Source organism: Bordetella genomosp. 11 (assembly GCF_002261215.1).
Classification (GTDB): domain Bacteria; phylum Pseudomonadota; class Gammaproteobacteria; order Burkholderiales; family Burkholderiaceae_B; genus Bordetella_C.
In genome coordinates, this window is record NZ_NEVS01000004.1 from 3,497,868 (window position 1) to 3,517,906 (window position 20,039).

At 66.7% G+C, this 20,039-nt stretch carries 14 protein-coding genes and 1 other RNA gene; 2 read left to right on the forward strand and 13 right to left on the reverse strand.

What is annotated here, in order from left to right; all coding sequences use genetic code 11:
- Positions 1 to 7: 7 nt before the first annotated feature.
- The 13 genes from CAL28_RS23400 to acpA form a co-directional block, all read right to left on the reverse strand.
- A complete protein-coding gene (locus tag CAL28_RS23400; RefSeq protein WP_254926208.1) occupies positions 8 to 1,036 on the reverse strand; it encodes a D-alanine--D-alanine ligase in 1,029 nt (342 codons plus the stop codon).
- Entirely contained in the window at positions 1,033 to 2,568 is a 1,536-nt protein-coding gene (murC, locus tag CAL28_RS23405) for a UDP-N-acetylmuramate--L-alanine ligase (RefSeq protein WP_094843563.1), read from the reverse strand. The genes CAL28_RS23400 and murC overlap by 4 nt, the downstream gene beginning before the upstream one ends.
- Positions 2,565 to 3,686, reverse strand: coding sequence for an undecaprenyldiphospho-muramoylpentapeptide beta-N-acetylglucosaminyltransferase (gene murG / locus CAL28_RS23410; protein WP_094843564.1), 1,122 nt, complete (start codon positions 3,684 to 3,686; stop codon positions 2,565 to 2,567). Before murG ends, murC begins: the two co-directional genes overlap by 4 nt.
- Complete coding sequence (gene ftsW / locus CAL28_RS23415; protein ID WP_094843565.1) at positions 3,683 to 4,876, reverse strand: putative lipid II flippase FtsW; 1,194 nt, start codon at positions 4,874 to 4,876, stop codon at positions 3,683 to 3,685. Before ftsW ends, murG begins: the two co-directional genes overlap by 4 nt.
- 76 nt (positions 4,877 to 4,952) lie before the next feature.
- Entirely contained in the window at positions 4,953 to 6,497 is a 1,545-nt protein-coding gene (gene murD / locus CAL28_RS23420) for a UDP-N-acetylmuramoyl-L-alanine--D-glutamate ligase (RefSeq protein WP_094843566.1), read from the reverse strand.
- Entirely contained in the window at positions 6,494 to 7,663 is a 1,170-nt protein-coding gene (gene mraY / locus CAL28_RS23425; protein WP_094843567.1) for a phospho-N-acetylmuramoyl-pentapeptide-transferase, read from the reverse strand. Before mraY ends, murD begins: the two co-directional genes overlap by 4 nt.
- On the reverse strand, positions 7,653 to 10,502 hold the full coding sequence (murF, locus tag CAL28_RS23430) for a bifunctional UDP-N-acetylmuramoyl-L-alanyl-D-glutamate--2,6-diaminopimelate ligase MurE/UDP-N-acetylmuramoyl-tripeptide--D-alanyl-D-alanine ligase MurF (RefSeq protein WP_094843568.1): 2,850 nt from the start codon (positions 10,500 to 10,502) through the stop codon (positions 7,653 to 7,655). Before murF ends, mraY begins: the two co-directional genes overlap by 11 nt.
- Positions 10,499 to 12,229 carry a peptidoglycan D,D-transpeptidase FtsI family protein gene (locus CAL28_RS23435; protein ID WP_094843569.1) on the reverse strand — a complete coding sequence of 577 codons (1,731 nt, stop codon included), beginning with the start codon at positions 12,227 to 12,229 and terminating at the stop codon, positions 10,499 to 10,501. Before CAL28_RS23435 ends, murF begins: the two co-directional genes overlap by 4 nt.
- A complete protein-coding gene (gene ftsL, locus CAL28_RS23440; protein WP_094843570.1) occupies positions 12,226 to 12,510 on the reverse strand; it encodes a cell division protein FtsL in 285 nt (94 codons plus the stop codon). Before ftsL ends, CAL28_RS23435 begins: the two co-directional genes overlap by 4 nt.
- Complete coding sequence (rsmH, locus tag CAL28_RS23445; RefSeq protein WP_094843571.1) at positions 12,510 to 13,589, reverse strand: 16S rRNA (cytosine(1402)-N(4))-methyltransferase RsmH; 1,080 nt, start codon at positions 13,587 to 13,589, stop codon at positions 12,510 to 12,512. Before rsmH ends, ftsL begins: the two co-directional genes overlap by 1 nt.
- A gap of 7 nt (positions 13,590 to 13,596) precedes the next feature.
- Positions 13,597 to 14,025, reverse strand: a complete 429-nt coding sequence (gene mraZ, locus CAL28_RS23450) for a division/cell wall cluster transcriptional repressor MraZ (protein WP_066639927.1) — start codon at positions 14,023 to 14,025, stop codon at positions 13,597 to 13,599.
- A 241-nt stretch (positions 14,026 to 14,266) separates the two neighbouring features.
- Positions 14,267 to 14,679, reverse strand: an RNA gene (gene rnpB, locus CAL28_RS23455) — RNase P RNA component class A.
- Positions 14,680 to 14,822: 143 nt separating this feature from the next.
- Positions 14,823 to 16,529 carry an acid phosphatase gene (gene acpA / locus CAL28_RS23460; protein WP_254926209.1) on the reverse strand — a complete coding sequence of 569 codons (1,707 nt, stop codon included), beginning with the start codon at positions 16,527 to 16,529 and terminating at the stop codon, positions 14,823 to 14,825.
- Positions 16,530 to 16,732: 203 nt separating this feature from the next.
- Between acpA and CAL28_RS23465 the strand changes: the two genes are divergently transcribed.
- Positions 16,733 to 18,067, forward strand: coding sequence for a cytochrome-c peroxidase (locus CAL28_RS23465; protein ID WP_094843574.1), 1,335 nt, complete (start codon positions 16,733 to 16,735; stop codon positions 18,065 to 18,067).
- A gap of 149 nt (positions 18,068 to 18,216) precedes the next feature.
- A complete protein-coding gene (locus tag CAL28_RS23470) occupies positions 18,217 to 20,028 on the forward strand; it encodes an ATP-binding cassette domain-containing protein (RefSeq protein ID WP_094843575.1) in 1,812 nt (603 codons plus the stop codon).
- Positions 20,029 to 20,039 lie beyond the last annotated feature (11 nt).

The following is a 20,039-nucleotide window of genomic DNA, read 5'->3' on the forward strand; positions in this document are numbered from 1 at the left end:
AGTCCAGTCAGGTATTGCGAGCCGGGCTGCGCACTTTGCACGCTGCCTCGGACAGGATGGCCACACAGAGTTCAGGGTAGGACATGCCCACCGCCTGCGCCGCCTTCGGCACCAGCGAATGGCTTGTCATGCCTGGCGAGGTATTCATTTCCAGCAACCAGATGCGCCCTTCTCCGTCGAGGATCAGGTCGGCGCGTCCCCAGCCCTCGCATCCCAGCGCCCGGTAGGCATCGACGCAGACCCGCTGGACTTCGCGCGCCAGCGCATCCGGCAAGTCCGCCGGGCAGAAGTACTGCGTGTCGTCGGAGAAATACTTGTGCTCGTAGTCGTAGTTGCCTTCGGGCGCCGCGATTTCGATGACCGGCAGGGCGCGCGCGGTCGGGCCCGCGCCCAGCAGGGCGACCGTCAGCTCGCGACCGGCGATGAACTGCTCGGCCAGCACTTCGCTGTCGAAGCGGGCCGCCTCGGCGTAGGCTTCCTTCATATCGGAATAGCCGCGCACCTTGGTGATGCCCACGGTCGAACCTTCGTGCGGCGGCTTGATGATCAGCGGCAGCCCCAGGGTGTCCGGCACGCGGCGCAGCTCGGTGTGCTCGTCCAGGATCGCGAAATCCGGGGTCGGCAAGCCGTGCTGCAGCCAGATGCGCTTGGTCATGATCTTGTCCATGGCGATGGCCGAGGCCGCCGGACCGCTTCCCGTATAGGGAATGCCGAGAAGCTCCAGGGCGCCCTGGATGGTGCCGTCCTCGCCGTAGCGGCCGTGCAGCGCAATGAACACACGATCGAAGCGCGCCGCTTCCAGCTCGGCGAAGCTGCGCGTGCCCGTGTCGAAAAGGTGCGCGTCCACGCCCACGCTGCACAGCGCTTCATGCACGCCCGCGCCGGACATCAGCGATACCTCGCGTTCCGCGGAGCGGCCGCCATACAGCACGCCCACCCGGCCCAGTCCACGGCCGTCCGGGCCCGACTGCGCGGCCGCGCGCGCGCGGCGCAGGCTTTCCGCGCGCATGGCTTCGTCGAAATGGGATGGGCTCATTGCACTACCCTCCGGTCGCCGTGCGACTCGTGGTCCACGAAAGAGGCGGACGGCCCGCCTTCGGGCCGCTGCGCGGCCGTCGCGCCGGGGCGGGCGCCGCGGGCCTGGGCCGAGGGCGCCTCCCCGCCGGCGATTTCGCCGATCTGCGCGGGTACTTTGCTGATGGAGCCGGCACCCATGACGATCACCACATCGCCGTTGCGCACGAAGTCCAGCGCCGCCTGGGGAAGCTCCGCGACATCTTCGACGAAGACCGGTTCGATCTTGCCGGCCACGCGCAGCGCCCGGGCCAAGGCACGGCCGTCGGCAGCCACCAGCGGGGCCTCGCCGGCCGCATAGACTTCGGTCAGCAGCACGGCGTCGGCCGTGCCCAGCACGCGCACGAAGTCTTCGAAACAGTCGCGCGTACGCGTATAGCGGTGCGGCTGGAATGCCAGGACGATACGGCGATCGGGCCACGCGCCACGGGCCGCGGCCAGCGTCGCCGCCATTTCGACGGGGTGGTGGCCATAATCGTCGATGACGGTGAACCGGCCGCCGCCGTGTTGCGCCGGCACGGCGAAATCGCCGATATGCGTAAAGCGCCGGTTCACGCCATGGAACGATTCCAGCGCATTGCAGATGGCCTCGTCGGGCACGCCCAGCTCGGAAGCCACGGCAATGGCAGCCAGGGCGTTGCGCACGTTGTGCAAACCCGGCAGGTTCAGGCACACGGATAACGGCGGCAACTCGATATCGCGGTCGCGCCGCACCACATCGAAGCACATGCGCGTGCCCTCGGCGCGCACATTGCGGCCCGCCACCTGGGCATCGCCGTTCAGTCCGTACGTCGTCACGGGACGCGAGACGAAAGGCATGATCTCGCGCACATTGGCATCGTCGCTGCACAGCACCGCGCTGCCGTAGAAAGGCAACTTTTGCGTGAACTCGATGAAAGCGCTCTTGAGCCGGGCGACGTCATGGCCATAGGTATCCATATGGTCGGCGTCGATATTGGTCACGATGGCCATGACCGGCAGCAGGTTCAGGAACGAAGCGTCGGATTCGTCGGCCTCGACCACGATGTACTCGCCCTGGCCCAGCCGCGCGTTCGCGCCGGCCGAATTCAGCCGGCCGCCGATCACGAAAGTGGGATCGAGCCCGCCAGCCGCCAGGACGCTGGCCACCAGGCTGGTGGTGGTGGTCTTTCCGTGTGTGCCGGCGATCGCGATGCCGCGCTTCAAGCGCATGAGCTCGGCCAGCATGATGGCGCGCGGCACGACGGGTATGCGGGCGGCGCGCGCGGCGATGACTTCGGGATTGTCCCCCGCCACCGCGGTCGACGTCACGATCGCGTCGGCGCCGGCGATATTCGCGGCCGTATGGCCGACGACGATGGACATGCCCAGGCCGGACAGTCGCCGGGTGACCGCGGAATCGTGCAGGTCGGAGCCGCTGACGCGATAGCCCAGGTTCAGCAGCACCTCGGCGATGCCGCTCATCCCGGATCCGCCGATCCCGACGAAATGGATATGTTGGATGCGATGTTTCATGATGCTTGCTTCATTTCGCCGCCCACACGACGGACTGCGACGGCTTCGCAGGCATCGGCGATGTGGCGGGCCGCATCCGGCATGGCGCGGGTGCGCGCGCGGGCGGCGACGGCCTGGAGCTCGTCGCGGCTGCGCTGCGTCAACCAGTCCGCCAGCCATTGCGGTTTCAATTCGGTTTGCTGGCGCAGCCAGGCGGCGCCGGCCTCGCTCAGGTACCGCGCGTTCGCGGTCTGGTGATCGTCGATGGCATGCGGGAAAGGCACGAACAGCGCCGCCACGCCCGCCGCGGCGATTTCCGCGACCGTCATCGCGCCAGCGCGGCAGATAACCACGTCGGCCGCCGCCAGCGCGCCAGCCATGTCGTCGATGAAGGCCCGGCAATCCGCGCGCACTCCGGCGGCCGCGTAGCCGGCGCGCAGGGCATCGATATGCTGTTCCCCGGCCTGGTGCGTGACGCGCGGGCGGGCGTTTTCCGGCAGCAGCGCCAGCGCCTGAGGCACGACGGTATTCAGGGCCTGCGCGCCCAGGCTGCCGCCCACGACGAGTACATTCAGGGCGCCGGAGCGGCCGGCGTAACGCTGTTCGGGCGCGGGCAGCGCGCACACCTCGCGGCGCACGGGGTTGCCCACCATTTCGCCGCGCGGCAGCGCGCCCGGAAAACCGGTCAAAACCCGGCGCGCCAGGCGCGCCAGGGTGCGATTGGCGGTTCCCGCCACGGCATTCTGCTCGTGCACGACCAGAGGCACACGCCGCAGCGCCGCCGCCAGGCCGCCCGGAAAGGCCACGTAGCCGCCCATGCCCAACACCACGTCGGGATGCGCGCCGGACATATGCCGCCACGCCTGGCGCGTGGCCGCGAACAGGCGGAAAGGCAATTGCAGCAACGCCGGGATGCCACGTCCGCGCAAGCCCTGGAAGCGCAGTTCGGCCATTTCGATACCCTGCGCCGGCACGAGTCGGCCTTCCATCTTGTCCGGATTGCCCAGCCATAGGATGCGCCAGCCGCGTTCGCGCAGCACGGCCGCCACCGCCAGGCCGGGCATGATGTGCCCGCCCGTGCCGCCCGCCATGATCAGCGCGGTCCTGGATGGATAGCCCGTCTGCCGCTGGGTGCTCATACCCGCCCCCCGCGCATCATCGTCCGGTTTTCGAGATCGACGCGTATCAGCATGGCCAGGGCGACCAGATTCATGACGACGCCCGAACCGCCGTAGCTCATCAGCGGCAGGGTCAGGCCCTTGGTCGGCAGCAGGCCCAGGCATACGCCCATATTGATGAAAGCCTGGACACCGAACCAGATCGCCACGCCCTGCGCCAGCATGCCGGCGAACGTGCGCTCCATGGCGATGGCCTGGCGGCCGATCTCGAAGCCGCGCAGCACGATGATGGCGAACAGCGAAATCACCAGCATCACGCCGGCGAAACCGAGCTCCTCGCCGACCACCGCCATCAGGAAGTCGGTGTGTGCTTCCGGCAGGTAATGCAGCTTTTCGATGCTGGCCCCCAGGCCGACGCCAAACCATTCCCCCCGGCCCAGCGCGATCAGGGAATGCGACAGTTGGTAGGCGCTGCCGTAGGCGTTGTCCTGGTTCCAGGGATCCAGATAAGCGAACAGCCGGGCACGCCGCCACGGCGATGCCCAGATCAGCAGCAGGAAAGTCCCCAGCAGTACGCCCAGCAGGCTGCTGAAGTACTTGCCGTTGATGCCGCCCAGGAAAAGGATGCCGATGGCGATCGCCACGATCACCATGAAGGCGCCGAGGTCGGGCTCCAGCAACAGGAACATGCCGACGCCGCCCAGCGCGAAAGCCATGGGCAGGAAGCCGCGCGCGAAGTTCTGCATGTGTTCCTGCTTGCGCACCGTATAGTCCGCCGCATACAGCAGCGCGGCGACCTTCATCAGTTCGGAAGGCTGGAAGTTGATCGGGCCCAGCGGGATCCAGCGGTGCGATCCGTTGACCTCCCGGCCGATACCGGGCACCAGGACGATGACCAGCAGGAACAGCGCGAGCACGAACACGGGCACGGCCAGCCGCTGCCAGACGCGGATCGGCACGGTGATGGCGCATGCCGCCGCCACCAGGCCCACCGTGACGAACGCCGCGTGCCTCAAGACGAAATAGTATTGCCCGTAGGCGGCGTAGCGCGGCCCGTCGGCCAGCGCGATGGATGCCGAATACACCATCAGCAGGCCCAGCGACAACAGGGTGCCGGCGGCGATCACCAGGGGCATGTCGAAACTACGCATGCGCGTGCGGCCGGGACGCACGGCATTGACGCTACCCGTCAGGTCGGCGAACAGGCTCATGGACGCGTCCTCCCGTCATTGCCCGCCCGGTCCGCCGGGGAAGCCATGCGCCATGCGGCCGGAAGTGCGTAAACGCTCATGCCACTTCCCCCCGATCCAGGGCGAGGTCCTGCGCTTCCTGCGCGAAAACCTGGCCGCGATGCACATAGTTGCGGAACATGTCCATGCTGGCGCACGCCGGCGACAGCAGGACGGCATCGCCGGGCTTTGCCAGCGTCATGGCCTGGCGCACGGCGTCGCGCATGTCGGACGCCTGCACGCAGGCGACACCGGCCGTCGCCAATGCCTTGCCGATCTCCGGGCCGTCCTGGCCGATCAGGACCAGCGCGCGCGCATGCCGCGCAACGGGGGCCACCAAAGGCGAAAAATCCTGTCCCTTGCCCAGGCCGCCAGCGATCAGGACCACGGGCTGTCCCAGCCCTTCCAGCGCGGCAACCGTCGCTCCGACATTGGTACCTTTGCTGTCGTTGATGAAATCGACATCGGCGATACGGCGAACGAACTCCACGCGGTTAGGTTCCCCGGCATATTCCCGCGCCGCGCGCAGCATGGGGCCCCAGCCGATCTCCAGCGCACGGCCCAGGGCCAGGGCCGCGAGCGTGTTGGTCGCGTTGTGTATCCCTCGGATGTGAAGCGCGTCCACGGGCATCAGTCGGGACACGCGGCCGGCCGGCCGCGGAGGCGGCGGAGCATCTTTCTTGCGCCGCGCCGGCGTAGCCATGGGGATATCGAAATCGCTGGCTTCGCAGGCGGTCAGCCAGGCCACGCCCGGGCCCTGCTCCAACCCCAGGTCGCCGACCAGCACCGGCTGGTCGCGACCGAAGCTGCGCACACGCTGGTGATCCAGGGACTCCACCATGCCGACCGTGAACGGGTCGTCGCGATTGACCACGGCGATACGCGCCATCGTCAACAGGCGTCCCTTGGCCTGCGCATAAGCCTGCATATCGCCATGCCAGTCCAGGTGATCCTGCGTGACATTCAATACGACGGCCGCGTCGGCCGTCAGACTGTGTGTCGCATGCAATTGAAAGCTGGACAGCTCCAGCACCCAGGCTTGCGGCAGCGCATTGTTGTCCAGCGCGTCCATCAAGGCGGTCAGCGCGGCCGGGCCTATGTTGCCCGCCGCGCGCACGGTCATGCCGGAGGCTTCGATCATGCTGCGGGTCAACGCCGTCACCGTCGTCTTGCCGTTGGTTCCGGTCACGGCGACAAGGCGGGGCCGGTAGTCGCGGCTTTCCGCCAGCATGGCCAGCGCGCGGGCGAACAGCTCGATTTCGCCGACAACCTCCACGCCCTGCTTTTCAGCCTCGGCCAGCAAGGCTTGCGCGGGCGGCTGGCCCGGCGCCAGGCCCGGGCTGATAACGACCTGCGAAACACCGTCCAGCAGCGCCGCGTCGAAGCTGTCGCAGCCCAGCCGATAGTCCGGCTGTTCCTGCGCGGGCATCCCGTCGAACACGGCGCGCAACTGCGCCAAGCCACCGGGCGCTTCGCGGGTATCGGCGATGCGCAGGCGAGCGCCGCTGCGCGCGCACCAGCGCGCGGCGGCGATACCGGTCTCGCCCAGTCCCAGAATCAGGACGCGAGGGGTATCCGAGACGGAAGATTCCGTTGCGCTCATCGCAATTTCAACGTTGAAAGGCCAATCAAAACCAGCATCATGCTGATGATCCAGAACCGCACGACCACCTGCGTTTCTTTCCAGCCGCTGACTTCGAAGTGATGGTGCAGCGGCGCCATGCGGAATATCCGCCGTCCTTCGCCATACCTGCGCTTCGTGTACTTGAACCAGCTGACCTGCACCATGACCGACAGGGTCTCGACGACGAACACGCCACCCATGATGAACAGCACGATCTCCTGCCGCGCGATGACCGCCACGGTGCCCAGTGCGCCGCCCAGCGCCAGCGCGCCCACGTCGCCCATGAAGACTTGCGCCGGATAGGCGTTGAACCATAGGAAAGCCAGTCCTGCCCCGGCCAGCGCCGCGCACAGCACCAATAATTCCGCCGCCCCGGGCACATACGGAAACAGCAGGTACTTGGAATAATCCGCGCGGCCGATCACGTAGGCGAAGATGCCCAGCGCCCCACCCACCATGACCGTCGGCATGATGGCCAGGCCATCGAGGCCATCGGTCAGGTTGACCGCATTGCTGGTACCCACGATCACGAACCACGTCAACGCGACGAAGCCGAGTACGCCCAAGGGATAGCTGACGGTCTTGAAGAAGGGCACGATCAGGTCGGCGCGCGTCGGCAACGGCATCGTGAAGCCACTGGCCACCCAGTTGCGGAACAGGGGCCAGAGCTCGGTATTGGCCGGCGCGGAAACCGCGAACGCCAGGTAGATCGCCGCCACCAGTCCGATCAGTGCCTGCCAGAAAAACTTCTGCCGCGCCGGCATGCCTTCCGGGTCGCGGTGCACCACCTTGCGGTAGTCGTCGATCCACCCGATCAGGCCGAAGCCGAAGGTCACCAGCAATACGACCCAGACGAAACGGTTGCTCCAGTCCGCCCATAGCAGCGTGCTGATTCCGATGGCGATCAGGATCAGGGCGCCGCCCATGGTCGGCGTGCCGGTCTTCACCAGATGCGTCTGCGGGCCATAAGCGCGCACGGCCTGGCCGATCTTCAGTTCGGTCAACTTGCGAATGACGCGGGGACCGAAGAACAGGCCGATCAGCAGCGCCGTGGCGCAGGCGAAGACGGCGCGCAAGGTGATGTACTCGAAAACGCCGAAGGTGCGGATGTCGTCGGAAAGCCAGCGGGCGATCTCAAGCAGCATGCTGTTCTCCCTGCCCCAGGGGCGCATGTCCATCGTTACTCACCAGCACCTTCACTACCCGCTCCATGCGCATAAAGCGCGAACCCTTCACCAATACGGCGCGTGCGCGTTGGCCGCGCAGCGCCGTCACAATTTCTTCCACACTCTCGCAAGCCCTTGCGCCGGGTCCGAAGGCCGCGGCGGCATCGGCGGCGGCTTTTCCCAGGCTAAGGAAGAGATCGATGCCGCGCTCTCGCGCGTATTCGCCGACTTCGCGATGCATCGCCGGGCCGTTGGCGCCCACTTCGCCCATGTCCCCCAATACCAGCGCACGTGGCGCGGGCAGTTGCGAGAGCACATCGATGGCCGCCCTGACAGAGTCCGGATTGGCATTGTAGGTGTCATCGACCAGCAATGTTCCGTCACTCAATCGGTGCCGCTGCATCCGGCCCGACACCGGGCTGAAGGCGGCCAGCGCCCTGCAGGCGGAGGCCAGCGGCGCACCCGCGGCCAGCGCGCATGCGGTGGCCGCCAACGCGTTGCGCAGATTGTGCATGCCCGGGACCGGCAGCTCCAGCATCGCTGTGCCAGCAGGTGTGACCAATTGGCACCGGCTGCCGAGCGCATCGGCCTGGAGCTGCTCCGCGTACACATCCAGTCCGGCCTGCAGGCCGAAACGCAGCACGCGCGGCGTCGCGCTCATGGCGTCCCAGGTCGCCGTATAGGGCTCGTCGCCGGGATAGACCGCATAGCCGTCCTGCGGCAGCGCGGCCAGAACGGCACCGTTTTCTTCGGCTACCGCCTGCACGGAATGCATGAATTCCTGATGCTCCCGCTGCGCATTGTTGACCAGGGCGATCGTGGGCGCCGCCATGGCGGCCAACCGGGCGATCTCCCCGGGATGATTCATACCCAATTCGAAGACCGCTGCCTGATGATGCGCGCGCAGGCGCAGCAGCATCAGGGGCAGGCCGATTTCGTTATTGAAGTTGCCCGCGCTGGCCAGGCGTTGCTCGGCGCCGAGCCAATCCGCGAGGATGGCGGAGATCATTTCCTTCGTGGTGGTCTTGCCGTTGCTGCCGGCCACCGCGATGACCGGGATCGCGAACCGCGCGCGCCAGGCGGCGCCGATGCGTCCGAGCGCCTCCCGCGTATCGCCCAGCACCAGTTGGGGGATCCGCGCGCCTTCCACGCGGTGCGCGACGATCGCCGCCACCGCCCCCTGCGCCTGTGCCTGCGCCAGGTAATCGTGTCCGTCGAAGCGCTCGCCCGCCAGCGCAAGGAAGAGCTGCCCCGCGCCTATCGTGCGCGTGTCGGATGAAACGGCCGACACGGCAGGCAGCAATAGCGCCAGCCGCGCCCATTCCCGATCGTCGAAAGGGAGCTTGACGCCGGCGATCTCCTGATAGGTCTCGTGCCCCTTTCCGGCCAGGAGCACGACGTCCTCCAGGCGAGCGGCCCAGATCGTCCCCATGATGGCGCGGGCGCGGTCGGGCTCTATCGTCAGCGACGCGCCGTCGCCTATCCCCGCGCGAATCTGCGCCAGGATCGCGGCGGGATCCTCGCTGCGCGGATTGTCACTGCTGAGCACGACATGGTCCGCGCCCTGCGCGGCGATAGCACCCATGACCGGACGCTTGCCGGCATCGCGATCGCCGCCGCAGCCGAACAGGCACAGCAGCCTGCCGCCGCGCGCCTGCGCCACCGGGCGCAACGCCGCCAGGGCGCGTTCCAATGCGTCCGGCGTGTGCGAATAGTCGACCACGACCATGGGGCCCGCCGGCATGCCCGCGGCCTGCGGCACGTTCACCGGCGTGACGACTTCCATCCGCCCAGCGACCGGCGTGGCGGCAGCCAGTTCGCGGGCGATATCGGACAACGGCCAGCCCAGCGCGTGCAGCACACCGGCGACCAGCAGCAGGTTCGCGACGTTGTGCTGCCCCAGCAGCGGGGTCATGATCTGGGCTTCGCCCTGCGAGGTGGACAGCGTGAAAATCTGGCCCTGGCCGGTCACGCCCAGGTCACGCGCGCACACGTCGGCGGCGGTATGGATGCCATAGGTGGTGACCCGCTCGGCCGGCAACGACGCAATCAGGCGCCGGCCGGCTTCGTCGTCGGCATTGATGACGGCCTTGCTCAGCCCCGGCCAGGCAAACAAACGCGCTTTCGCGGCTTCGTACGAAGCCATGGAGCCGTGGTAATCCAGGTGGTCCCGGCTCAGGTTGGTGAAGGCGGCGATGTCGATGCGCAGCCCATCCATGCGGCCCTGCTCGATGCCGATGGATGACGCCTCCATCGCGACCACCTGGGCTCCGGCCCGCCGCATCTGCGCCATCAGGCGATGCACGGCAAGTACGTCAGGGGTGGTCAGGCTGCCTGGAACGGCCTGCCCGTCAGGCAGGGTCGCGCCCAGCGTGCCGATGGCACCGCAGGGCTTGCCCGCGTGCGTCAGCGCGCGCGCCAGCCACTGCACGGATGAGGTCTTGCCATTGGTACCGGTGATGGCAATCACGGCCAGGGCCGCGGAAGGCCGGTCGTACCAGCTATCGGCCAGCGCACCCAGCATGCCGCGAAGTCCGTCGACCACCCGCAGCGGGACATTCGAGGCGAGCGCCTCGGACAGCGGGGCCCGCGGCCCTTCGACGAGGATGGCCGACGCGCCGCGCGCCACCGCCTGCTGTATATATAGGCTGCCGTCGCTGGCGCGCCCCCGGCAGGCGACAAAGACGTCGCCCGCGGCGACTTCGCGCGAGTCCAGGCGCAAATCGGCTCCGGCCGCCGCGTGCGCACGCAACCATGCTACGACGCCGTCCGCATCGGACGGCGTCGTGACGGGGAAATCCAGGCTCGTGGCGTTCATCTCCTCGGCTCCTGCAAGCCTGCCACCACGGTGGACTCGAATGGAGCATCCGGCTGGACGTTCATGAGCCGCAGGCTGCCACCGACAATAGTGGAGAACACCGGCGCGGCCACCGCGCCGCCATAGTAGCCGCCGGTCTGCGGCTCGTCGATGGTGACCGCCACGACGATGCGCGGATTGGATACCGGCGCGAACCCCACGAAGGAACTCCGGTATCGGCTGGTGCTGTACTTGCCGTCGACGATCTTGCGCGCCGTGCCGCTCTTGCCGGCCACGCGGTAACCCTGCACCTGGGCCAGCTTGGCCCCGTCCGGCCCGGCGGCGGCCTCCAGGAAGCTGCGGATCAACGCCGCAATCTTCGGCGGATAGATCTTGACGCTGGTGGGCTCGCTATCGCGCTTGACCAGCGTCAGCGACACCATATCGCCGTCGCGGGCGAATACCGTATAGGCACGCGCCATCTGCAACAACGACACGGACAGGCCATAGCCATAGGCCATGGTGGCCTTTTCGATCAGGCGCCACCGTTCCCACGGCCGCAGGCGTCCCGGCGCGGCGCCCGGGAAGCCCAGCTGCGGCGCCTGGCCGAATCCCAGTTCGGTGAAGCGGTCCCACATTTCGCGGGGCTCCAGCCTTTCCGATATCAGGGTCATGCCGATATTGCTGGAACGGCGCAGCACGTCCGCGACGTTGATGGTGCCATTGCGGCTGACGTCGCTGATCGTCGAGCCCTGATAACGGAAATGCCCGTTGCCCGTGTCGAACATGGTCGAGGTGGTGATACGGCCGAGGTCCAGCGCCAGCGCGGCCGTGAACGGCTTCATGATCGAACCGGGCTCGAAGGTATCGGTGATGGCCTGGTTGCGCAGCGCGTCCGTATCGAGCGAACTGCGGTCGGCCGGATTGTAGGTAGGCAGGCTGGCCATGCTGAGGACCTCGCCCGTGCGTGCATCCAGCACCACGGCCGCCGCGCCCCGCGCGTGGTGCAGCGCGATCGCATCGCTAAGCGCCTTGAACACCACGTACTGCACCCGCGTGTCGATGGACAGGCGCAGGTCCTTGCCGTTGACCGGCTCGGTAACGGCCTGCACGTCTTCGATGACACGGCCGAGGCGATCCTTGATCACGCGGCGGGTGCCGGGACGGCCGGACAATTGCTTGTTGAACGCCAACTCGACGCCTTCCTGCCCCTGGTCCTCGATGTTGGTGAAGCCGACCACATGCGCCATCACCTCGCCTTCGGGGTAATACCGCCGCGTCTCCGGTTGCTGGTGGATGCCCGGAACCGCCAGTTGCTTGATCTTGTCGGCGATCTCCATCGGTACCTGGCGCTTCAGGTAAACGAAGTTCTTGTCCTCGTCGGCCAGGCGCTTGTTCAGGTCCGCCACCGGCATGTCCAGCAGCTTGCCCAATGCCGCCAGTTGTTGCGGGGGCGCGCCCCGCGCGTCGTCCGGGATCGCCCAGATGGCCCGCGCCGGGACGCTGGAGGCCAATACGACATTATTTCGGTCCAGGATTTTTCCGCGCGTGGCGGCAAGCGTCAGCGTGCGCTCGTAGCGCCGCTCCCCCTGCTGCTGCAGGAAATCGGTGGTAATGCCCTGCAGGAAAAGCGCGCGCGCGGCCAAAGTGCCGAAACCCACGAAAAGAAGGATCAATACCAGGCGCGAACGCCACGCGGGCAACTGGCCGCGCAGGACAGGACTATTGAAGAAGGGCAGCCGCTTCATTGCGCGCCCCCCGCCACCGGGGCCTGGTTCAGATAGATCGTGCGATCGGGCACGATGGGTATCATCTTCAGGTCTTCCCGCGCGGCACGATCGACGCGTGCGTTGCGCGCCAGTTCCGCGCGGTCCAGCTGCAGGCGCCGCCAGTCATTGTCCAGGTCGCGCGCCTGCGCCTGCGAGCGGTCCAGGTCGACGAACAACTGGCGCGCCTGATAGCGGCTGGTCACCAGAGAAATGGCGCAGGACATCAGCACCGCGGCCAGGAGCAGGCTGAGACGCCCCATCAGCGCTTCCCCTTGCCTGCGCGACGGGCGCGCGCGGCGGACAGCGGGTCGGCGCCGACAAAAGCCGCGGCGCCGGCCGCGGGCAGCGGCACATCGGTCCGCTCGGCGACGCGCAGGATGGCCGACCGCGAACGCGCATTGGCCGCGACCTCGTCGGGTTCGGCCAGCACACGGCCCAGGGAACGCAACAACGGCTGCGGCATTTCGCTCTCGCGCAATGGCATGCGGGAATGCGCGGCCGCAGGCCTGGCGGCCGCGGCGATGAATTGCTTCACCATGCGGTCTTCGAGCGAATGGAAACTGATCACCGCCAACCTCCCCTTCGGCGCGAGCAGATCTAGAGCTGACGCGAGGGCGCGTGCGAGTTCTTCGAGCTCCCGATTGAGGTAAATCCGTAAAGCTTGAAAGGTGCGCGTGGCCGGATGCTGCCCCTTTTCGCGCGTGCGGACGGCGCTTGCGACGAGCTCGGCAAGCTCGAGCGTGGTGTGCAGCGGCCTTGTTGCGCGGCGAGCTGCAATCGTTTTTGCAATCTGAAAAGCAAACCGTTCTTCGCCATATTCCGCTATGACCTCCCGCATCTCGTCCACGCTGGCGTCGGCCAGCCATTCCGCGGCCGTCGGGCCGCGCGTCGTATCCATGCGCATATCCAGCGGGCCTTCGCGCATGAAAGAAAACCCCCGCCCGGCGTCGTCGATCTGGGGCGATGACACCCCCAGGTCCAGCATGACGCCGTCCACCTTATCCACACCCAGATCCCGCAACGCCTCGCGCATGGTGGCAAAACCGCCGTGCACCACCGATACACGGGGATCGGCGTCGGCCACTTGCCGCGCCACCTCGATGGCGCTCGGATCCTTGTCGAACACCACCAGCCGCGCCTTGGGCGACAACCGCGACAGCAGCGCGCGGGAGTGCCCCCCACGGCCGAATGTCCCGTCGACGTAGACGCCATCGAGCCGATGCCTCGCGTCGGCTTCATCGTCCCCGCTGCGGCCGGCGGCTTTGCGGCTGCCGAAATTCGGCAACAACAAGGCATCCACCGTCGGCACCAACAGCACGGGCCGATGTTCGAGTTTCATGTCGGTTTCAGAACGAAAACTGATTCAGCACTTCCGGCATTCCCTGAGCCAGATCCTCCGCCTCGCGGCGGGCCAGGGAAGCGGCATCCCACAGCTCGAAGTGCGCACCCATGCCGAGCAACATCACTTCGCGCGTCATTCCTGCGGCATTGCGTAGTTCAGGGGCGATCAGGATGCGGCCGGACCCGTCCAGCTCGACATCCTGGGCGTTACCCAGCAGCAGCCGCTGCAAGGCCCGGGCGGACATGGGGAGCGCGGCAATGACTTCGCGCTTCTTTTCCCACTCCTGGCGCGGGTAGAGCAGCAGGCAACCGTCCGGATGGCGGGTCAGCGTCAGCCGGCCCTCCGCCTGAGCGACCAGGGCGTCACGATGCCGGGTCGGAATAGAGATCCGACCCTTTGCATCCAGCGTGAGCGCGCTGCTTCCCTGGAACACCCATTCCTCCCACTTAATTGCACAAAAACCTACTTTTTCCCACTCTACGGGAAGGGCAACCCGCGGTCAAGCAACCGGACACAATTTTTTCAATCACAACAAGGACTTAGACATCACCGTTGAAAACACAAAATAAAAACCCCCTGATAAATCAGGGGGTTGCAAAACGATCTAAAAGTCCTACCTGAGCCTGGCGAGGAGGGAGGGTTCCGGGCGTGACGCATCCAGCCCCTGCGGGGGGAAGCAAGACGGATCTGTAGGCCGGATTCTGTACGCCGGGGATCCCGGCGGGCAATCATTCATCTGGCCCGACCATTACTGGCCGGGTCTAGCCATCTACCCGCATGCTCGGACGAGCCGCCCTTTCCGGTCCGAAGACCGAGACGCATGCCTATTTGATGTTGCTCCCGGTAGAGGTTGCCGCGTTTCACCCTGCGACGCCGCGCCCCGTTGCCGGAGCGCGCGACACGGAAGTCGCCGTGCCTGTGCGCGGTTGAAAACCGCGCCCGCTTCGCAGACTCGTCTCTGTGGCCCTATTCCTCGAGCACGTGGCGGTTGCCCGCCGCGCGCCCGGACGGCCGTTAGCCGCTACCGCGCCCTGTGGAGTCCGGACCTTCCTCGATGCATGCGCACCGCGATTGCCCGACCCGTCTTGCCCGTACATTTTAGACTACTGGCGCGGCAAGGCCCGGGACGGGGCCGGAACAGGCCCACGCCACCCCCGCCGACGCGGTCCCGCGCCCGGCAGGGCCGCCACGGAAAACGGCAATGGCGGGGCGCCGCGGACCAGGGCCGGCTCAGGTCAGCGAGGCGTCCAGCGCTTCGCTCAGGTCGCCCTGATCCACACCCGTGTTCTGCTTCAACGCATTGCGACGCGTGGTGATGCCCGGCAGCTCCGGCAAGGACCAGCGCCGCGTGATGAAGCGGAGAATGGACGTCGTATCGAGCATCGTGTGGTCGACATAGCCCTTGCGCACGGTCGGGCCCACGACGATGGTGGGAACGCGCGATCCCGGCCCGAAGCGGTCGCCCTTGGGGGGCGCGATATGGTCCCACAAGCCGCCGTTCTCGTCGTAGGTGATGACGACCAGCATATGGCCCCACTGCGGGCTCTTTTCCAGTTCGGCAACGATGTCGGCGATGGCCTGGTCGCCGCGCAGCACATCGGCGTAGCCGTTGTGCTCGTTCAGGTTACCGACGGGTTTGTAGAACGAGACGGGCGGCAGCTTGCCGGCGCGGATATCGGCGATGAAGTTCTCGCCATTGACGCCGGCATCCTTCAGATGTTCGTTGCGCTGGGCCACGCCATCCGGCGTGGTGGGATCGAAGCGCTTGAAGTAATTGAAGGGCTGGTGATGGAACTGGAAGTTGACGAAAGGCTGGCCATCGCCTTGCAGCGCAGTACCCGTGTAATCGGAACCGGCCCAGCCGGAGGGGTTCGTCGAACGCGCGACCTGGAAGCCCCAGCCCCCGCTATACCACGCCCATTCGACACCTTTCTGGCTCAGATAGTCGCCGATGTTGGCCTGGGTTTGGGGCGGCACCGTCGTGGCGTTCGCCGGGTCCGCCAGCAGGCCGGCCGTGACGCCCTGCGCGTTCGGCGCCGGCTTATTGCCGCTGGGTTGGTACGGCGGCTGCATCGTATTGATGGCGTAAGCGTCCGGCGTGAGCGTGGCGCTGCTGGTGACGAAAATCGACGTGGCCGGGCCGCTCAACGCGGAATCCGCGCCAGGCGCGGCGGGGTTCACCGCCAGGTGCGAACCTTGCGGGCCGTCGGAAAGCGCGGCCACCTTGCTCTTGTTGGTGTCGGTGATGGGCACGACCGGCGGCGCGGCGGCGATCAGGTATTGATGGTTCAGGAACGAGCCGCCGAAGGCACCCATGAAGAAATGATCCGCCATGGTGTACTTCTGCGCGACCTTCCACAACGGCAGCGTGCCGGAATTGCCCGTGAAGTGCCCCATGACGAGGCCCCCAGCGCTATCGGCCCAGGCGACGAACTGGTCGTTCTTGCCGCCGTCGATCTGCATCTGGTTCTGATAGAAGTTGTGCCACAGGTCGGCGTTGACGGCTTTCAGGTCCACGCCCGGGTAGGTGTCGTTGATCGAGAACGGCTTGTTGGCCATGCCCTGGGTCTGCGATGTGGTGACCACGGGCACCGTGGCGTCGAACTGCGCCTTCGCGTTCGTCAGGCCGGCCCAGACCGGCGGCAACGCAGGCAACACGGTCTTGCCGTCGCGATCCAGCTGCGGCGCGTATGTCGCCGTCGCCAGCGGGCTGTCCACGCCGGGAAAGTCGCTATACAGGTTATCGAAGCTGCGGTTCTCAGCGTAGATGACCACGACGTTCTGAATGTTGTCCACGGCGCGGTCTTCGGCGCGTGCCCTGATATCCGATGGCGTGGTGGTCCCGTCGCCGCCACAGGCGGCCAACGACCCAAGGACCGCGATCGCGGCGAGCGGCCGCATCGATGAAACGCACATCGTGCGAAGAGTCGGCTTCATACCCGGCAGATTCCTTTTGAGTAATGGCGTGAGGAAAGTGCCGCCATAGTCGGTCACCAGCATGTGAAACTCATGAAGATTCGCTGACCTGGAACTGAATCGCCGCGATACCGATTCAGTGGCCGTTCAGGCCGGATTCCCGCCGCTGAAATATTGCGCTGCTAGGCTCGCCGCAGTTTGTCCGTCCTGCGTCCCGAGCCCTTATGTCCCGTGTCCGCCCTACCCTTACGTCCACACGTGTTTTCGCCGCGCTGGTGACGCTGCTGCTGGCAATAGGCGCCATCGGTATCCACGCGGCGACCGCGGATGCGGGCGGCCCCGCGCCCGCCAATGGCGCGACGTCCGACAGCACTTACTATCCGCCGCCCCCCGTCACCTACGACCGCGCCTACGCGCGTCAACGGGCCGCCGATCTGGCGTCACTGGGGCAGGTCATGTTCTTGGATCCGCGCCTGTCCGCATCGGGACGGCAATCCTGCGCCAGTTGCCACAGCCCGCAAAACCACTTCGGGCCGCCGAACGATCTGTCGGTGCAGCCCGGCGGCGCCGAGATGACCAGGACCGGCGTGCGTGCGGCACCATCGCTGATGTATTTGCAGCAGGTGCCGCCCTTCAACGAGCACTTCGTCGATAGCGAGGAAGAAGGCGACAACAGCACCGATGCGGGCCCCACCGGCGGCTTGACCTGGGATGGGCGCGTGAACCGCGCGGACGCCCAAGCCCGCATCCCGCTGCTCGATCCGCGCGAGATGGGCAACAGGGATCCGGCCGCCGTCGTCGCCCGCGTACGGGCAGCGCCCTACGCGGACACCTTGCGGCGCCTGTACGGCAGCCAGGTTTTCGACGATACGGATAAGGCCTTCGCGGCCATTTCCCAGGCGCTGGCGTATTACCAGGACACGCCGGCGCTGTTCTTCCCTTACAGCAGCAAGTACGACGCGGTGGCGATGGGACGCGCCGCATTCACCGAACAGGAAGCGAACGGCCTGCGTCTTTTCGCGGCCGAAGACAAGGGCAACTGCGCCAGTTGCCATCGTTTCAGCGTCCCCGGCACATTACCCATCTTCAATGACTACGGCCACATCGCGCTGGGCGTTCCACGCAATCCCGCCATTGCGGCCAACGCCGATCCCGCCTATTTCGACCTGGGCTTGTGCGGACCGTACCGCAAGGACCTGAGCGACCATCCCGAGTACTGCGGCCTGTTCCGCTCGCCCACGCTGCGCAATGTCGCGACTCGCAAGGCGTTCTTCCATAATGGCGTGTTCCACACCCTGCGCGAGGTCGTGGAGTTCTATGCGACGCGAGACGTACAGCCCGAACGCTGGTATCCGCGCCGTGCCGACGGCACGGTGGACAAATTCGACGACCTGCCGGCCGCCTACCGCGACAATGTCAATATGGATCCGCCTTTCGGCGGCAAGCCCGGGGGCAAGCCGGCGCTGACGCCACGGGAGATCGACGATGTGGTGGCTTTCCTGGGTACGTTGACGGATGGCTACTTCGACCCCGCGGCCCGGCCAGCGGATCGCCATTGATCCGGCGGCCGCCGCGAAACAATCCCCGGCATATCCGGACGGTGGCGGCCGCAACGCTTCCTCAAGCCGGAGAGCGCCGTAGAGATCCCGGGGCGGCGCGGCCGCCTTCCTGCGACAATATCGGTCTTTACCCGAATCGCTGTCGCCACATGGCCCCTGCCACCCTGATCACTTTCACCGGCGTCCACCTTGCCTATGGACACCATCCGCTGCTGGACAGCGCCGATTTCTCCATCCAGGCCGGGGAACGCATCGGCCTGATCGGACGCAATGGCGCCGGCAAGTCCTCCATGCTGCGGCTGCTGGATGGCCGCACCGACCCTGACGACGGCGATATCTCGCGCGCGGCGGGCTTGAAGGTCGCCACGGTAGAGCAAGAGCCCGTCCTGGACGAGGCCGCGACCGTGTTCGATACGGTTTGCGGCCCTACGGACGATACCGAAGACTGGCAACGTCCGTCACGCGTGCGCTCCCTGCTGGAACGCCTGAACCTGCCGGCGGATGCGCTTGTCGCGGGCCTGTCCGGCGGGACGCGCAAGCGTGTCGCGCTGGCACGCGCGCTGGCGGGCGAGCCGGATCTGCTTCTGCTGGACGAGCCGACCAATCATCTGGACTTCGACGGCATCGCATGGCTGGAACAGATGCTGGGCGAATGGAAAGGCAGCGCGGTCATCATTACCCACGACCGCCGCTTCCTGGACAACATCGCCACGCGCATCGTCGAACTGGATCGTGGCCGCCTGCTCAGTTTCCCGGGCAATTTCTCGCAATGGCAGGAACGCAAGGCGCAGTGGCTGGAATCCGAACGCCTGGAACAGGCCCGCTTCGATAAGCTGTTGGCCCAGGAGGAAGTCTGGATCCGCAAGGGTGTGGAAGCACGCCGCACCCGCAACGAAGGCCGCGTGCGGCGGCTGGAACAGCTACGCGTCGAACGCGCCGCCCGGCGGGAACGGCAGGGAAACGTCAGCCTGGCCATCGCGGAGGGCCAGCGCTCGGGCAAGCTGGTCGCGGAATTGCAGCACGTACGCAAAGCGTTCGGCGACCGTGTCGTCGTGGACGACTACTCCACCACGCTTCTGCGCGGCGATCGCATCGGTATCATCGGCGCCAACGGCGCGGGCAAGACCACGCTGCTGCGCATCATGCTGGGGGTGCTGGAGCCGGACGCCGGCACCGTCCGCATGGGAACGAACGTGTCGGTCGCTTACTTCGACCAGATGCGCGCGCAGCTGAACGAGACGGATACCCTGGCCGATGTCATCAGCCCCGGCAGCGAATGGGTAGAGATCGGCGGCACCCGCAAGCACGTCATGAGCTATCTCGGCGATTTCCTGTTTTCGCCCGCGCGCGCCGGTTCGCCGGTCAGCAGCCTGTCCGGCGGGGAACGCGCGCGCCTGCTGCTTGCACGCCTGTTCGCGCGGCCCGCCAACGTATTGGTGCTGGACGAGCCAACCAACGACCTGGACATCGAGACCCTGGAACTGCTCGAATCGCTGTTGCAGGAATACACGGGTACGGTGCTGCTGGTAAGCCACGATCGCGAATTCCTCAATAACGTCGTCACCCAGGTCATTGCCAACGACGCTCCCGGCATCTGGCACGACTATGTCGGCGGCTATGACGACTGGCTTGCCCAGCGCCCCGCCCCCGCGGCGCCGGAAGCATCCGCGCGTACCGCGCCGGCGGACAAGGCCGCGTCCCCGGCCAAGCCAAGAAACGCCAAGGCCAGCCGCCTGAGCGCGTGGGAAACCAAGGAATTGGAAGGGCTGCCGGATGCCATCGCAGCGATCGAGGCCGAACAGGCAGCCTTGTCGGCCCGGCTGGCCGACGGTTCGCTCTACCGCGATGCGGCGGACGAAGTCGGCCACATCAACGAAAAACTGGCGGAGCTGGAACGCGCGCTGGAAGAGAAATTCGCGCGTTGGGAACAACTGGAAGCACGCCGCGCCGCCGCATCCTGAATCGAAGGCGC

What these genes read in the sequence shown, in the direction of transcription:
- CAL28_RS23400 (WP_254926208.1), bottom strand. Translation starts at nt 1,036, where the DNA reads ATGAGCCCATCCCATTTCGACGAAGCCATGCGCGCGGAAAGCCTGCGC.
- murC (WP_094843563.1), bottom strand. Translation starts at nt 2,568, where the DNA reads ATGAAACATCGCATCCAACATATCCATTTCGTCGGGATCGGCGGATCC.
- murG (WP_094843564.1), bottom strand. Translation starts at nt 3,686, where the DNA reads ATGAGCACCCAGCGGCAGACGGGCTATCCATCCAGGACCGCGCTGATC.
- ftsW (WP_094843565.1), bottom strand. Translation starts at nt 4,876, where the DNA reads ATGAGCCTGTTCGCCGACCTGACGGGTAGCGTCAATGCCGTGCGTCCC.
- murD (WP_094843566.1), bottom strand. Translation starts at nt 6,497, where the DNA reads ATGAGCGCAACGGAATCTTCCGTCTCGGATACCCCTCGCGTCCTGATT.
- mraY (WP_094843567.1), bottom strand. Translation starts at nt 7,663, where the DNA reads ATGCTGCTTGAGATCGCCCGCTGGCTTTCCGACGACATCCGCACCTTC.
- murF (WP_094843568.1), bottom strand. Translation starts at nt 10,502, where the DNA reads ATGAACGCCACGAGCCTGGATTTCCCCGTCACGACGCCGTCCGATGCG.
- CAL28_RS23435 (WP_094843569.1), bottom strand. Translation starts at nt 12,229, where the DNA reads ATGAAGCGGCTGCCCTTCTTCAATAGTCCTGTCCTGCGCGGCCAGTTG.
- ftsL (WP_094843570.1), bottom strand. Translation starts at nt 12,510, where the DNA reads ATGGGGCGTCTCAGCCTGCTCCTGGCCGCGGTGCTGATGTCCTGCGCC.
- rsmH (WP_094843571.1), bottom strand. Translation starts at nt 13,589, where the DNA reads ATGAAACTCGAACATCGGCCCGTGCTGTTGGTGCCGACGGTGGATGCC.
- acpA (WP_254926209.1), bottom strand. Translation starts at nt 16,529, where the DNA reads ATGAAGCCGACTCTTCGCACGATGTGCGTTTCATCGATGCGGCCGCTC.
- CAL28_RS23465 (WP_094843574.1), top strand. Translation starts at nt 16,733, where the DNA reads ATGTCCCGTGTCCGCCCTACCCTTACGTCCACACGTGTTTTCGCCGCG.
- CAL28_RS23470 (WP_094843575.1), top strand. Translation starts at nt 18,217, where the DNA reads ATGGCCCCTGCCACCCTGATCACTTTCACCGGCGTCCACCTTGCCTAT.